This is a genomic window from Exiguobacterium sp. s6 (assembly GCF_018618155.1).
In the GTDB taxonomy this organism is placed as follows: domain Bacteria; phylum Bacillota; class Bacilli; order Exiguobacteriales; family Exiguobacteriaceae; genus Exiguobacterium; species Exiguobacterium mexicanum_A.
Genome location: NZ_JACSLN010000002.1, coordinates 134,826 through 149,174, shown reverse-complemented (window position 1 = coordinate 149,174; position 14,349 = coordinate 134,826). Strand labels below are relative to the sequence as shown.

Genomic DNA, 14,349 nt, shown 5'->3' with positions numbered 1-14,349 from the left:
TTCACTCCTTTAATTTGGATAAAAAGAAAAACCTAAATGAACGCACACGAGAAGTGTCGTCATTTAGGTTTGGCCTGCATCATCAGTAACCATCCTTAGGATCGTCGTTCTTTCATTAAGTTTTCGATATGAATCATCATATACAACCGCTCATCGGTCGAGACCTCGTAATTGTACTTCGTGGCAATCAACCCTGCGATTTTCTCGACACATTCGTAAGCATCCGGATAGCGAAGCTTCACCATCTCAAACAGCGTCTCATCACCGCCGGGTTTAATCTTCTCCCCGGAGGCGAGCCGTTGGACGAAGTATTTCAAGTGGGTCAAAAACCGTGAGTAGGCGTACGACTCTTCGTCCAAATCAATTTGAAAGTGGTACGTGATGATGGTGAGAATCGCTTGCGTGGCGCGTGTCATCTCGGTGACGAGATGTAAGTTCTCACCTTTGGCACCCGACATCGTCGCGTTGACGAGATGGAGGGCGATCGCGACCGCCTCGTCCTCGTCTAACTTGACGTCATGCCGTTCGTTAATCAGGGCGACCGCTTCTTTCCCGATCGCGAACTCGGGTCCATAAAACCGCTTCACTTCCCAAACGAGCGGGTTACGGATGATGATTCCATCTCGATATCGGCTGAGAGCGAAATGGATGTGGTCGGCGAGGGTCACGTAAAGCGAGTCATGGACCGGCTTCTCGAGTCGCGTCTCCGCGAGCTTGACGATTTCTTTGACCGTATCCATCTCGGTAGCTGGCATCTCATTCAAAAAATGGACGAACCGTTCATGGCTTTCTTTACTCTCGAGCGTAAAGACTTTTTCAATCCGCGTTTGATCGATCGCATCGCCTGGACGCTTTTGGAACGCGATTCCCCGTCCCATGACGACTTGTTCTTGACCGTTCGCTTGAATGGCCACGACGTTATTGTTGAACACTTTTGAAATTTGCATGGAATCAATTCACCTCCGCTCAAGTTCGATTGAAAAGAAAAAAACCTAAATTCACACCGGTCCCCACATCTGGATGATCGGCATCAATTTAGGTTTTGCCTGCTTGACCAGTAACAATCCCAAAGTGGATTTTCTTCTTCTCGCTACTAGCATACCCCCTTGAAATCTTGACGTCAACATAAAAATAAAACGCTTACACCGTGACCGTTTTTCATTCGAATAGGATGCGTTGCATCCGTTCCGGAGCCGCTAGGAAGTCGCGCATGACACGAACGTGTTCAAGTTCATCGAACGTCGTCGGCCGGAGTCCCGTCTCGACTTGGAGGATGTCGGCGTCCGGATACGACATGAGGATTGGTGAATGGGTCGCGATGATGAATTGACTGCCCGATTGCACGAGTTCATGCATGCGTGCGAGCATCGTCAACTGCCGCATCGGCGACAAGGCGGCCTCGGGCTCGTCCAATATATAGAGCCCGCCGTCTCGGAAACGATGGAGCATGAGCGACAAAAACGCCTCCCCGTGCGACTGCTCATGGAGCGATCGACCGCCGTAGGACGCATAGAACCGTTCCGGGTCGGGCGACGTTCGCGCGATCTCATCCACATAGCTCGACAGTTGATATGCCGTCTCGGCCCGGAGGAAGAATCCGTCTTTCGGCCGGTACGCGCCCCGAATCGGACGAAGCGCTTCGAACAGCGGGCTATGTGTCGACTCGGTCTCAAAACGGAACGTCGTCGCGCCGCCTTCCGGATTGAATCCAGCGGCGATAGCCATCCCTTCGACCAACGTCGATTTCCCGCTCCCATTCTCACCAACCAAGAACGTGACCGGCTTCGTCAGCGTCAATTCATCAAATCCATCAAAAATCGGTAGCGAGAACGGGTACCCTGGCTTTTCAATCCGATCTCGCTCTAAGCGGACACCCCGCAAAAATAAGTTTAGTCCCATTCGATCCAAAACAACGCCCCCTCTCCCTCTCTCGATTCGACTCCGTAAACGAGCCCTTGAGCCTCGAGCAACAGCTTGTTGATGGCCAGACCAAGTCCGTGACCGTTCGAACGGTCCCCTTTCACATACATATCCCAGATGTTGGCGCGCATCGTCTCGGCAATGCCCGGCCCTTCGTCTTCGATTTCAAGCCGTCGCTCGGAGAGCCTGATCGTGATCACACCTCCTAGTGGACTGGCGTGATACGCGTTCTGAAGAAAGTTCGACAGCACACGCTCCATCGCCAATCGGTCCGCCTGGACGACTGCGTCCTCGGCGAGTTCAAGTGTGACCGTCACTTCCTTATGACGGAACCATTCATCCATCCGCGAGACAGTCTCTTTGATCAATGCATCCAAACGAACGGACTCGAGCGAAAGTGTCACGTTGCCCGCGGATAGTTTGGAGTATTCGAGCATCTGACTGACGAGCCGATCGATCCGATCGACTTCCTCGGTTAAACTGCGACCCGTCGCCGCCACATCTTCTTGTTTGACGACACCGAGTTCAAGCATTTCGGCCTCGTTCCGGACAATGGCAAGCGGGGTCCGGACATCGTGCGTAACCCCTGAGATGAATGTATTTTGCATCCGTTCTTTCTCTTCGAGTGATGTGTTCATCTGACGGACCGCTTCCGTCAAATCTCCAATCTCGTCGTCGGTGACAGGCGGTAGTGTGATGTCATGCCGGCCCGACATGATGGCTGTGGTCGCCTGCTTCAACTCGACGAGCGGGGACGTCAAACGCCGCCCCATCCAATACGTCACACCGACGGCGACGATGAGCGCGAGCAAGAACCCGCTCCCGAGAATGACGTAGATTTGACGAAACTGCGGATTCGACAGCGGGACGGGTGCGTACGTCACGATTTGTACATCCCCTTCTTCCTGAAGGAACGTCAATAACCGCGCCCCGTTCACACTGACCTCATCTCGTTCGGAAAGTAAGTCTGGATCGAGGACTGGCGACATATGTCGACGCATCCTGCCCCCACGATCAAGATTGACCGCCTCCCCGTCTTGAAACACGAGAACATCGAGTTGACCCGGTATGCCGCGTCCATCCACAAGCGCCTCATACACGATGTCCGCTTCACGCTCGAGTTGGTCATAGCTCTCCGTCTCCGCGAAACGCCCAATCAGGAGTGATGTCAGACCAAATGTGAGCACCGCCATGACGACGAGAGGGAGAATCGCGGTCCAGAGCAACTTCTTCATCAACCGGCTCATCGGACTTCCTCCAATCGATAACCGACGCGATGCACCGTCTTCAAGTACCGCTTCATCGTCGGCAATTTGTCACGCAACTGTTTGACGTGCGTGTCGACCGTGCGCGTGTCCCCGGCGAACGTATAATCCCACACTTCGTCGAGTAGCCGGTTGCGATCGAGCGCTTCTCCACTATGTTTCAAGAAGAAGAGGAGCAACTCGTATTCTTTATTGGTCATTCGAATCGCTTGCCCGGCGTCGGTCACCGTACGGGATCGTGCATCCACCATCATGTCGCCGAACGAGATCTCGTCCGTCTGTTTGACGAGACGTTTCAGGCGAATTTCGAGTTCTTTTAACACGATCGGTTTGACCAAATAATCGTCGGCCCCGAGCTCGAGGCCGAACACACGGTCATCCGCCTCTCCTCGTGCCGTCGCCAAGATGATGGCCGGCCGCGGCTTGAGCGTCTTCAATTTTGGAATGAGCGTCCAACCTTCCCCGTCCGGCAGACGAACGTCGAGCAAGACCGCATCGAACGGTTGCTCGAGCTGCCGCTTTGCTTCGGCGAGCGTACCGACCACACTGACGTGAAACCCCGCGTACGTTAAAAAGCGGGCAAGCCCGTCCGCTAATTTCGGTTCATCTTCGACTACGAGTACGTTCATCTCTATCGCCTCCACTCCCATTATATCGCATCGGGTAACGAACCCATCGTTTCCCAAAGACAATTTGCAGAAACCTTGCAACTCCCTCACAACTTTTGTACGCCCTCGCTCTACACTTGAAGTAGTAAAGGAGGAGATTGATATGAAGACATCTAAATTAGCTATCGCCCTGGCCGGCCTACTTGCCGTCTCAGGTACCGGCGTCTATGCCGCCACAAACGATGCGACAACGACCGACGGAACGGAAACGACGACCCAATGCGAACGTGGGGAACGTGGCGAGCGAGGCATGTTCGGTGACCGAGCAGCCGGGCAGGCCGCTTTGCTCGAGGCGCTCGGCTTGACCGAATCCGAGGTGGAAGCAGCGCGAGAAGAAGGACAATCGCTTCCCGAACTCGCGGAAGAAACAGGCATCACGATCGAACAGTTCATCGAGGCGATGATCTCTTCTCATGAAGTGAAACTTGACGCCGCGGTCGAATCCGGTGACTTGACGCAAGATGAGGCCGACGCGATTCTTGCCGACCACGAAGAGCGTTTTGCTGACGTCACGAGTTACGACGACTTAGGTGATATGCGTGGCTTTGGCGGCAAAGGCCGTCACGGGCACGGTCCTCGTCACGGTGGCCAATTCGGTGGATCGAACCAAAACGACGAAGCTGTCCCTTCAACGGACGACAATGTAGACAAACAGAGCACCAACTCATTGTAAGCAAAAAGGCAACCGCGAGGTTGCCTTTTCATATGGCCAATAACAGCAGAGCGTATCCGATAAGCCCAACGGCAAAGGCGCGGAAACTGCTGTCCCGCTCTTCCGGCAACTCTTCCTTCATGACGTTCAAAATAATCCCACCGGCCAAGAACGCGACAATCATCGACAGCGTCACTTCATGGAGCGCGGAAAATACGCCGACGCCCCACCCGGCAAGCACGGCCAACGACAACCACAATCGGCCTCGCCTGTCATATTGCTGGCGATGGTGATGCCTCAAACCTTGGTCGACCGTGACGAAGTGAATCCCTAGCGCAAGAAAGTAGAGCGTCATCGCCCACACCGTATCAAATTCGCTCTCCGCGAGCACATAGCCGATACTGAAGTTGTAAACGACGAACAACGCCATATGAATCCAAAATACATTGCCTTTCCCACGGTTCTTCATTTGCGTGGCCAATCGTTCCAGCCCATAAAACACGGCCAATCCGAGCATGCTGACGACGAGGATGTGATTCTCGATCGAGGCGAACAGCCCACTCTCGAGATGTCCTTCGAGCTCGCGTTGATATTCGTTCAGCTCAGGTAAAAGGTGCAGAAACACATAGGCGACGGCGACACCGCCGGCGAGCGACAAAAAACGGCTCCGCGGTGTCTCGCGCACGTGAATCAATTGTCCAGAGAAGTAATGAATCAAGGCAAATCCGATGGCGAACAACAAGCTTAACCAAAACATCCAGTCACCTCCGACACGTTACCCGAAAGCCGTACTGTACCTGATGACTCCCGGTCCTTGTTCCTTACCCGAGTACCCTGCCGGATACACTCATTCGTCTCGTTCGGCACGTTGCCGCGCCCGAATCTCTTTCTCGACGCGACGGAGCGCTTTTTTCGAGCCACGGGCAAAGTCATGCGCTTCTTTCCGGTCCCGGTAATCGACGAATAACGTTTCCAGGTCATAACCTGCTGGATACAAGTCGAGCGCTTTCGCCTCGCGCCGGACCCGACGAAGCGGATGCTTGCCGAAGACACCGTCGACATATACGGTGACTTGGCGCAACGATGCGTCCATCGCATAGACGAGTCCAACTTGATTCGTCTCGAGCAGACGGACCCGGTCCCCTTTTGACAGGACTTGATCTGGTTCGATGACGGATGAGACGACTGCTTGCGTCAGACGTGCCGGATCGACGAGCGACTGGTCGTACGTCTTGTCGTGCATATAGCGGACCGCCTGCTTCAAAATCGATTCGGGCAATTTCATTTTCCGGGCAATGAACAAGGCGTTGCTGTCGCCGGACTGCCCGATCAACAACCGATATTTTGGTTCGAGCGTGTCTGGGTCGAACTGCATGGCCGCGTTCATAAAGTCAGGATGCGTCTCGGAGTACGCTTTGATTTCGCCGTAATGGGTCGAGGCGACGACGAGACAGCCTCGTTTATATGCTTCCTCTAAAATTGCGATGGCGAGGGCCGCTCCCTCGTTCGGTTCGGTCCCGCTTCCAATCTCATCGAATAACAGTAACGACCGTTTCCCCGCCTTCTGCATGATGTTCGCCACGTTATGCATATGGGCCGAGAACGTGCTGAGCGCCGACCCCATGTCCTGGTTGTCCCCGATGTCGACGAATACGTCGTCAAACGTCGAGATGTCCGTGTCCGGATGCGCCGGGATATGAAGTCCGCTCATCGTCATCAAACTGAGCAGACCGATCGTCTTCAAGACGACCGTCTTCCCGCCGGCGTTCGGTCCGGTGATAATCAGACCGCGGTACGTGTCCCCGAGCGAGAAGTCGAGAGGGACCGCCCGTTCGAGGAGCGGATGGCGGACTTGTTTCAAACGGATTTTCCCGACAGCGTTCACGCGAGGGGCGATGCCATCGATGGCTTGGCTATACTTCCCTTTCGCGAACACCATGTCGTATTGGGCGATGACATCAAGCGTCGCCTCGATGGTCGGTAACGCCTCCGCCACCATGCCGGTGAGCGTGGCGAGAACTTGATAGATTTCGACCGCTTCCTCCGTTCGTTTGACGACGAGTTCCGCGTTCAACTTCGCGACCGCCTCTGGTTCGATGAAGACCGTCGTCCCTCGGCTCGACGTGTCGATGATTGCCCCAGCGACTTTATGTTTATATGACGCTTTGATTGGAATCGTGAATCGGTCTTGTTTCTTCGTCACAAAGCCGTCTTGAATCGCTTCCCGGTTTGTGGCGCTCTTCAAGAACTTGCTCAACCGCTCCTCGATCCGTCCTTCGAGAATGTCGATTTGTTTGCGGACGCGTTTCAATTCTTTGGACGCCTCGTCGACGACCCGTCCCCCACGAATCGATTGGACGATGTCTTCCTCGATGCTGCGCCACTCGCTCATCTCTCCCGCGTAAAGGGACAAGAGCGGGGCAAAGAACGCCTGCTCGGCCATGAACCGCTTCAGTTTCCGGGCCCCGCGGAAAAATTCGGCGACGGCTTCGAGTTCGCTCGCCTCGAGCTGGATGCCACGGCTGATTTTACCGATGAGCGGTTCCATAGCAGACACCCCGATAAAGGGGACGTGTGACGTCGCGTCGAGAATCGCGCGTGCTTCCGATGTCTCTTGAAGCCGTTTTTTCACCGTTTGCAGATGGCTCGTCGGACGCTGGTTTCGTAACAAGTTGCGTCCGAATCCGCTGATGCAGTATCGTTCGACGTGATGAATCAAGTCGTTGTATTGTAGTTTGTCTAATGTTTGTTCATTCATGATGGAGTCTCCTTATTTTGTGATGGAGATACCGCGCAAACAAAAAGCGTCGGCCGATGACGACCAACGCAAAAAGACAGACCGGTGTCTGGCAGTTTATGAAGGGCGGTATCTGTAACAGAACATGAAGGCATGACAAAAAGACACGTCATCCAACATTTTTCAGTTCGTTAGGCAGATACAACCTCACTCATTAACATGCAACACCTTTCTCATTCAGTTTCGCCCTAACTATACAACAGATTTTCGAAGAAGTAAAATTTCTAGAGAACGCTTTCAAATTAGGTCTTGATATCTATACATCGTCGTGCTATCTTGAGGGTGACGAAACGAATAATGATCACATGTGACTGATTCGATCAGGCATGGGGTAAGACGAAAGGCTCACGCCACCCGTCTATACTCCATGCCTGTTTTGTTTTTTCACAATCATTTTTCAAGCGAAAGGATGAATCGAACATGTTATTGAATAAGTGGATGAAGAGACATACACTGACACTTTACGCACCCATGGAAGGAGACATCATTCCACTTGAGGAAGTGACCGACCCCGTCTTTAGCGAGAAGATGATGGGCGACGGGATTGCCATCATGCCGACGGACGGAACGGTCGTCGCACCGGTAGATGGAACCATCATTCAGGTCGCACCGACGAAGCACGCGATCGGTATCCGTTCGGGAGACGGAGCTGAAATTTTGATTCATGTCGGACTCGATACGGTCGAACTTGCGGGTAGCCCGTTCAACGTCCACGTCAAAGTCGGTGACACGGTCACGACCGGACAGCCACTGTTGACGGCCGAATTGGAACAAATCCAGCGAGCCGGTAAAGACACGGTCACTCCGATGGTCATCACAAACGGGAGCACGTTAGAGCACCCGTATTCGTTCCATGCAGGAGGCCCATCGTTTCCCGGGAAAACCGTCGTCGCTCAAGCGGAACAATGACTCCTCGTTAGGAGGACACATGTTAAAAATTAAAAAGATTTTAAACAACAACGCGGTCATCGTCTCGGACGAGGGCGAAGAGAAAATCGCCATCGGACCAGGCGTCGCGTTCAAGAAGGCTCGCAACGATATCGTTAATCCGCATAAGGTGGAAAAGCTGTTCGTCATGTCCGAGAATGATAAGTTTCAACAACTACTGACACGGATTCCGATTGAGCACTTCACGATTTCAGAAGAAATCATTTCGCATGCGGAAAAACGGCTCGAGACGACGTTCAACGAACACATCCATATCGTGCTCACCGATCATATCTCGTTTGCCATCGAGCGCGAGCAAGAAGGCATCTCGCTTCGCAACAAGCTGTTGAACGAGATTAAGATTTTATATCGCAACGAATACGAGATCGGACTATGGGCGCTTCACCTCATCGAGGACAAACTCGGCGTGAAGATGCCGAAAGATGAGGCGGCCTTCATCGCGCTGCACATCCATACACTAAAAGTGAAGGGAGGTGATTTACGCAAGACGGTCAAACAGACGACAATCGTACGTGACATGATTCAATCGATTTCGAGACGACTCGATCTATCTATAGAAGAAGATGACTTATCCTATCAACGCTTATTAACTCATTTACGATTCGTCATGGATCGGGTCAACCATTACGATCACCATACGATCGACGAAGATATGCTTCTCATGATTCAAACGAAGTTCTCGTCGGCCTATGCATGTGCGTCTGACGTCGCCAACGAAATGGAAGACTTATACGGCATCGTCTTGCCCGAATCAGAGCTTGGTTACATCACGCTCCACATTCAACGCCTGCAAGATCAACACCATCAAAAAGGAGGACATTCACAATGATGAACTTTTTACAACGTCTCGGACGTTCCCTCATGTTGCCGGTTGCGGTACTTCCTGCAGCGGCCATTCTCATGGGGATCGGTTACTGGATCGACCCGGTCGGCTGGGGTTCTGAAAACATCGCCGCCGCATTCTTGATCAAAGCCGGTTCAGCAATCATCGATAACATTCCAATTCTCTTCGCAGTCGGGGTCGCCCTCGGTATGGCGAAAAACCGTGACGGCTCAGCCGCTCTAAGCGGACTTGTCGCCTTCCTCACGGTCACGACACTCTTGTCTTCGGCAACGGTCGCCTTGTTCCAAGGTGTCGACGTCGAAGCCGTCAACCCAGCGTTCGGTAAGATTGCCAACGCGTTCGTCGGTATCTTGTCAGGTATCGTCGCCGCTCAAATGTACAACCGCTTCAGTCATGTGAAACTTCCAGACGCGCTCGCCTTCTTTAGCGGGAAGCGTCTCGTGCCAATCATGACGGCATTCTCGATGATCCTCGTCTCGGTCGCCCTTTACTTCGTCTGGCCGGTCGTGTACACAGGACTCGTCGGATTTGGGGAAACGATCTCTAAAATGGGTGCAATCGGGGCAGGCCTTTACGGCTTCTTCAACCGTCTCTTGATCCCAACTGGTCTTCACCACGCCTTGAACTCGGTATTTTGGTTCGATGTGGCCGGCATTAACGATATCGGTAACTTCTGGTCAGGTGAAGGTGTGAAAGGGATTACTGGACGCTATCAAGCCGGGTTCTTCCCGATTATGATGTTCGGTCTTCCGGCAGCAGCTCTTGCGATGTACCATACAGCAAAAACGAAACGTAAGAAACAAGCGGCCTCGCTTCTTCTCGCCGCAGCGTTCGCATCGTTCTTCACAGGTGTCACGGAACCACTCGAATTCTCGTTCATGTTCCTCGCACCAGTTCTTTACCTCGTGCACGCGGTCTTGACAGGGATTTCCCTCTTCATCGCGGCGACGTTCCAATGGACGGCCGGGTTCGGCTTCAGTGCCGGTCTCGTCGACTTCGTCCTCAGCTCGCGTCTACCACTTGCGAACCAGCCTTACATGTTGCTCGTTCAAGGTCTCGTCTTCGGTGCCATCTACTACGTCATCTTCCGCTTCATGATCGTCAAGCTCAACTTGGCGACACCAGGTCGTGAATCAGACGAAACGGTTGACGCGGTTGCAACGGAAACAGCGCCTGAAGGTGAAACACGCACGGCTCCAGTCGCAGCCGGCGGACAGTACTCTGCCATGGCAGCGATGATTTACGATGGTCTCGGCGGCGATCAAAACGTCACGGGCATCGAATCGTGTGTCACGCGTCTCCGTGTCGATGTGAAAGACATGGATACGGTCGACCAAGCCCAAATCAAGAAAGCAGGCATCCCTGGTATCAAGGTTGTCAGCCCGAACCACATTCAAGTCATCGTCGGAACGAACGTCCAATTCGTCCTCGAAGAGATTGAAAAACTCCGGAGCCACCGCGCCGGGTAACTGACGAAAGCCACCTCATGCGCGAGGTGGCTTTTTACTGCCTTTGCTCATATGTTTTGTAAAATTGAATCAAAAAGTAAAGAAAGATCCATGGCAACACATATGTCGTCATCCACATGAATGCCTCGATGAGTAATCGCCACGGGTTAAATCCGAAAAAACCGAGGACAGATAGCCCGATGAACAGCGCTATTCCGATGCCTATGTACTTGATAAATGTTTGAATCTCACTCACTCCCCTTCCATTTTTCTCCATGATATCATATAAAAAAACCGGTCATGTTCATGACCGATCCATAGACGCGTTTGACCTTTTTAATCATGTACCTTCTTCCACTCAGCTCTTCTTGGCTGACATCAACATGAGCGAAACCGTGATGGAATAAATCAATAAAAATAGGACAATGCCTAACTCGAGTGCCGACTCAAACATGGAATCTCCTCCATTTCATCCTCTTTTTACTATCATTCCCATTTAATATTGATACAAACTGAATTTGCGAATTAAGTTGATCCTATTCACGTACAAAAAAGCCCTCTTCTAAAAAGAGGACCTTCGTTATAGGCTACATGCTGCGAAGTCTGGCAATCCGTTCAGCCGGGTTCGGGTGCGTCGAGAACAGACCGCTCAGCTTTTTCTTAAGCGGGTCTGAAAAGTAGAGCGACGCCGAGGCGCGAGAGGCTTCCTTCACCGGTGTTTGGATATTCGCGATTTTCTCTAGCGCCGACGCGAGCGCATCCGGATTACGCGTCAACTCGGCCCCGCTCGCATCCGCCAAAAACTCGCGATTTCGCGAGATGGCCAAGTTGACGAGCGTGGCGATGAGCGGCGCAAGAATCAATAACACCAGCCCGACGATCATAAAAATCGGGTTTTGGTTGTTGTCGCGGCGTCCACCGACACTTCGGAAGAAGAGCATCCGTGAGCCGATATCGCTCATGATGGCGATGACCGAGACGAGGGCGAGCGTCACCGTCGCCAATCGCACATCGTAATTTTTAATATGGGCGACTTCATGGGCGATGACGCCTTCGACTTCTTCTCGCGTCAACTGATCGAGCAGTCCGGTCGTCACGGCGACGGCCGCTTTCTCTGGTTTCAGGCCGGTCGCGAACGCATTCGGTGACGCATCATTGATGATAAAGATGCGCGGCATCGGGACACGCGCGACCATGGCCATGTTCTCAACCGTATGCCACAGAAATCGGTGCTGGTCGACCGAGGTGATTTCTCGGGCATGGTTCATCTTCATGACGATGTTCGTGCTCGACATGATGACAATCCCGATATAAAACAACGAGAACACCGGAGTGAAGATGAGGCCTGGGAGCGGGTCACCATAGTTCAAATATGAGATGACCACTCCAACGGCCAAGACGAGCAGGACGAATCCGGCCACGATGAACACGGTTTTGATTTTATTTTTACGAATTTGTTCATACAGGATCATCGTCGCCACCCCAATCCATTAGAATGAGACACGCACGTTTTCGCGTTCTTCCTCACGTGCTTCGAGCATGTCGCGTTTTTCGAAATTATGGACGGAGGCGATGATGTTCGTCGGGACCGATTCGACTTTCGTGTTATATTTCATGACCGTATTGTTATATAACTGCCGTGAATAGGCGACTTTATTCTCCGTCTGTGTCAATTCTTCTTGGAGCATCTTAAAATTCTCGTTCGCTTTCAAATCTGGGTATGCCTCCCGAAGCGCGAACAAATTCTTCAATGCGCCGCTCAATTGATCGTTCACTTCCATCTGTTCTTGACGGCTCGTCTTCGAACCGAGTTGATTCCGTAACTCAACAACTTTTGCGAGCGTCTCTTGCTCATGCTTGGCATAGCCCTTCACCGTTTCGACCAAGTTCGGAATCAAATCGTAACGCCGTTTCAGCTGCACATCAATCTGTGCCCACGCCTCGTCGACCCAGTTCCGATATTTGACGAGTCCGTTGTACATCGAAAAATAGATGAACGCCAAGACAACGATGATACCGATTGCGATAATCCAACCCATTTCGACACCTCATTTCATGATTTTCTCCTGTATTAATTCCCTTTTGTCGTATACCATAAGCATAACTTAGGGAATATGTAGAAAATGATTCATATATGCTGTGGGTTCTCTCACGAATTCATACAAAGGAGTGTCATCATGTCCGTTCCTACCATCGTTGTTGCCGTGAAAGCGGTGATTGTGCAAGACGACCACATTCTCATCATCAAACGAGCTGATGATGACGAGGTCAATCCCGGCACGTGGGAACTCGTCGGAGGTAAACTCGACTTTGGCGAGTCGCTCGAACGCGCTCTTGAACGGGAAGTGCTCGAAGAGGCCGGTTTGCATGTGGCGGTCCAGCAATTGTTTTACGCCACGACGTTTTTGACCGCCCCGGATCGTCAAGTCGTCATCATGACGTACTTAGCTCACCCGGTCGCGACGACCGTCACCCTCTCCGAGGAGCACAGTGATGCCAGATGGGTGACGGCTGACGAAGCGCAAACCTTATTACATCGTCCGATTCTCGACGATTTGAATTCACACGACGTATGGACCTTGCTTCAACCAAAAATGATCAACGGACAGGAGTGTAAATCATGCTTGTGACTGACCTCGATTCACGCTTGACTGAGCTATACGACGAGATGGTGACGCTCCGCCGCCACTTCCATCAACATCCCGAACTTTCATTCGAAGAACGAGAGACACCCCGGACGATTGCAGCTTATTTGCGTGACCTCGGCCTCGATGTGCGCGAACATGTCGGTGGCAACGGTGTTGTCGCACGCATTCATGGCGGCGAAGGCCCGACCATCGCGTTTCGGGCCGACTTTGACGCCTTGCCGATTCAAGATTTAAAGGACGTCCCGTACCGTTCGAAAGTGAATGGCTCGATGCACGCTTGCGGTCATGATGCGCATACGGCGACGTTGCTCGTCCTTGCGAAAGCACTCACGGAAATCGACCTTCCGGGAGATGTCGTCCTCATTCACCAGTTCGCGGAAGAACTCGCGCCAGGTGGGGCCAAACCGATGATCGAAGATGGGTGTCTTGACGGTGTCGATTATATTTACGGCTCTCATATTTGGACCCCACTTCCATACGGGACGATTGGTGTGAAGACGGGACCGATCATGGCCGCGGCTGATCGCTTCGAACTGACCGTCAAAGGCAAAGGTGGTCACGGGGCCATCCCGCAACACACGGTCGATGCCGTCATGGTCGGAACGAATATCGTTAGCCAGTTACAACAAGTAATCAGTCGTCGCATCGACCCGCTCGAACCGGCCGTCTTAACTGTCGGCACGTTCGTTGCCGGTCAGGCGTTCAACGTCATCGCCGATGAAGCGAAGCTGTCTGGCACGGTACGGACGTTCACACCGGAGACGCAAACACTCATCATCGCCGAGATGGAGCGGACTATCGCCCATATCTGTTCGGCGAGCGAAGCGCACTACGAGCTCGACTATATCCGGGGCTACCCCGCCGTGATCAACCATCCCATCGAGACCGATCACGTCCGTCGCAGCGCCGCTCGCGTCGTTGGCACCGATGGCGTCATCGAAATGTCCCCGCTCATGGTCGGAGAAGATTTTGCCTATTATATGCAACACGTACCGGGCAGCTTCTTCTTCACCGGAGCCGGTAACCCGGAAGTCGGTGCCGTCTTCCCTCATCATCATCCCCGCTTCGATGTGGACGAACGGGCGATGCTTCATACCGCCCGCGTCCTCATGCAGGCGGCATTCGAGACATGGAACGCGCCTAAAAAAGAAGACTGACG

Annotated in this window: 14 protein-coding genes; 6 read left to right on the top strand and 8 right to left on the bottom strand. The window is 52.8% G+C overall.

The features are described 5' to 3' along the window. Positions 1 to 95: 95 nt before the first annotated feature. The 4 genes from licT to KNP75_RS11700 form a co-directional block, all read right to left on the bottom strand. Complete coding sequence (gene licT, locus KNP75_RS11715) at positions 96 to 947, bottom strand: BglG family transcription antiterminator LicT (protein WP_214710733.1); 852 nt, start codon at positions 945 to 947, stop codon at positions 96 to 98. 211 nt (positions 948 to 1,158) lie between these two features. Beyond that, complete coding sequence (locus KNP75_RS11710; protein ID WP_084592953.1) at positions 1,159 to 1,899, bottom strand: AAA family ATPase; 741 nt, start codon at positions 1,897 to 1,899, stop codon at positions 1,159 to 1,161. Beyond that, positions 1,890 to 3,167: a sensor histidine kinase gene (locus tag KNP75_RS11705; protein ID WP_215190496.1), complete on the bottom strand. Its 1,278-nt coding sequence runs from the start codon at positions 3,165 to 3,167 to the stop codon at positions 1,890 to 1,892. Before KNP75_RS11705 ends, KNP75_RS11710 begins: the two co-directional genes overlap by 10 nt. After that, positions 3,164 to 3,814 (bottom strand): response regulator transcription factor, encoded by a 651-nt coding sequence (locus KNP75_RS11700; protein ID WP_215190495.1) that lies wholly within the window; start codon positions 3,812 to 3,814, stop codon positions 3,164 to 3,166. Before KNP75_RS11700 ends, KNP75_RS11705 begins: the two co-directional genes overlap by 4 nt. Before the next feature lie 142 nt (positions 3,815 to 3,956). Here KNP75_RS11700 and KNP75_RS11695 point away from each other — a divergent pair, with 142 nt between their 5' ends. After that, positions 3,957 to 4,526 carry a hypothetical protein gene (locus tag KNP75_RS11695; protein ID WP_215190494.1) on the top strand — a complete coding sequence of 190 codons (570 nt, stop codon included), beginning with the start codon at positions 3,957 to 3,959 and terminating at the stop codon, positions 4,524 to 4,526. Positions 4,527 to 4,554: 28 nt separating this feature from the next. On the opposite strand, the gene KNP75_RS11690 is transcribed toward KNP75_RS11695, so the two are convergent. Next, positions 4,555 to 5,262, bottom strand: a complete 708-nt coding sequence (locus tag KNP75_RS11690; protein WP_034780533.1) for a membrane protein — start codon at positions 5,260 to 5,262, stop codon at positions 4,555 to 4,557. A 90-nt stretch (positions 5,263 to 5,352) separates the two neighbouring features. Continuing rightward, positions 5,353 to 7,263, bottom strand: coding sequence for an endonuclease MutS2 (locus tag KNP75_RS11685; RefSeq protein WP_215190493.1), 1,911 nt, complete (start codon positions 7,261 to 7,263; stop codon positions 5,353 to 5,355). A gap of 459 nt (positions 7,264 to 7,722) precedes the next feature. On the opposite strand from KNP75_RS11685, the gene KNP75_RS11680 reads away from it, so the two are divergent. From KNP75_RS11680 to nagE, 3 genes are read left to right on the top strand one after another with little or no spacing between them, the layout of a single operon-like run. After that, positions 7,723 to 8,211, top strand: coding sequence for a PTS sugar transporter subunit IIA (locus KNP75_RS11680; RefSeq protein WP_251128337.1), 489 nt, complete (start codon positions 7,723 to 7,725; stop codon positions 8,209 to 8,211). Between the two features lie 19 nt (positions 8,212 to 8,230). Further along, a complete protein-coding gene (locus tag KNP75_RS11675; protein WP_034780531.1) occupies positions 8,231 to 9,079 on the top strand; it encodes a PRD domain-containing protein in 849 nt (282 codons plus the stop codon). Next, positions 9,076 to 10,563 carry an N-acetylglucosamine-specific PTS transporter subunit IIBC gene (gene nagE / locus KNP75_RS11670; protein ID WP_215190492.1) on the top strand — a complete coding sequence of 496 codons (1,488 nt, stop codon included), beginning with the start codon at positions 9,076 to 9,078 and terminating at the stop codon, positions 10,561 to 10,563. Before KNP75_RS11675 ends, nagE begins: the two co-directional genes overlap by 4 nt. A 566-nt stretch (positions 10,564 to 11,129) precedes the next feature. On the opposite strand, the gene htpX is transcribed toward nagE, so the two are convergent. After that, positions 11,130 to 12,011, bottom strand: a complete 882-nt coding sequence (gene htpX, locus KNP75_RS11665; RefSeq protein WP_353049034.1) for a zinc metalloprotease HtpX — start codon at positions 12,009 to 12,011, stop codon at positions 11,130 to 11,132. A gap of 21 nt (positions 12,012 to 12,032) precedes the next feature. Next, entirely contained in the window at positions 12,033 to 12,581 is a 549-nt protein-coding gene (locus tag KNP75_RS11660; protein WP_034780526.1) for a LemA family protein, read from the bottom strand. 138 nt (positions 12,582 to 12,719) lie between these two features. On the opposite strand from KNP75_RS11660, the gene KNP75_RS11655 reads away from it, so the two are divergent. Beyond that, positions 12,720 to 13,172, top strand: coding sequence for an NUDIX hydrolase (locus KNP75_RS11655; protein ID WP_215190490.1), 453 nt, complete (start codon positions 12,720 to 12,722; stop codon positions 13,170 to 13,172). Continuing rightward, a complete protein-coding gene (locus KNP75_RS11650) occupies positions 13,163 to 14,347 on the top strand; it encodes a M20 metallopeptidase family protein (RefSeq protein WP_215190489.1) in 1,185 nt (394 codons plus the stop codon). The genes KNP75_RS11655 and KNP75_RS11650 overlap by 10 nt, the downstream gene beginning before the upstream one ends. Positions 14,348 to 14,349: the final 2 nt, after the last annotated feature.

What these genes read in the sequence shown, in the direction of transcription:
- licT (WP_214710733.1), bottom strand. Translation starts at nt 947, where the DNA reads ATGCAAATTTCAAAAGTGTTCAACAATAACGTCGTGGCCATTCAAGCG.
- KNP75_RS11710 (WP_084592953.1), bottom strand. Translation starts at nt 1,899, where the DNA reads ATGGGACTAAACTTATTTTTGCGGGGTGTCCGCTTAGAGCGAGATCGG.
- KNP75_RS11705 (WP_215190496.1), bottom strand. Translation starts at nt 3,167, where the DNA reads ATGAGCCGGTTGATGAAGAAGTTGCTCTGGACCGCGATTCTCCCTCTC.
- KNP75_RS11700 (WP_215190495.1), bottom strand. Translation starts at nt 3,814, where the DNA reads ATGAACGTACTCGTAGTCGAAGATGAACCGAAATTAGCGGACGGGCTT.
- KNP75_RS11695 (WP_215190494.1), top strand. Translation starts at nt 3,957, where the DNA reads ATGAAGACATCTAAATTAGCTATCGCCCTGGCCGGCCTACTTGCCGTC.
- KNP75_RS11690 (WP_034780533.1), bottom strand. Translation starts at nt 5,262, where the DNA reads ATGTTTTGGTTAAGCTTGTTGTTCGCCATCGGATTTGCCTTGATTCAT.
- KNP75_RS11685 (WP_215190493.1), bottom strand. Translation starts at nt 7,263, where the DNA reads ATGAATGAACAAACATTAGACAAACTACAATACAACGACTTGATTCAT.
- KNP75_RS11680 (WP_251128337.1), top strand. Translation starts at nt 7,723, where the DNA reads ATGTTATTGAATAAGTGGATGAAGAGACATACACTGACACTTTACGCA.
- KNP75_RS11675 (WP_034780531.1), top strand. Translation starts at nt 8,231, where the DNA reads ATGTTAAAAATTAAAAAGATTTTAAACAACAACGCGGTCATCGTCTCG.
- nagE (WP_215190492.1), top strand. Translation starts at nt 9,076, where the DNA reads ATGATGAACTTTTTACAACGTCTCGGACGTTCCCTCATGTTGCCGGTT.
- KNP75_RS11660 (WP_034780526.1), bottom strand. Translation starts at nt 12,581, where the DNA reads ATGGGTTGGATTATCGCAATCGGTATCATCGTTGTCTTGGCGTTCATC.
- KNP75_RS11655 (WP_215190490.1), top strand. Translation starts at nt 12,720, where the DNA reads ATGTCCGTTCCTACCATCGTTGTTGCCGTGAAAGCGGTGATTGTGCAA.
- KNP75_RS11650 (WP_215190489.1), top strand. Translation starts at nt 13,163, where the DNA reads ATGCTTGTGACTGACCTCGATTCACGCTTGACTGAGCTATACGACGAG.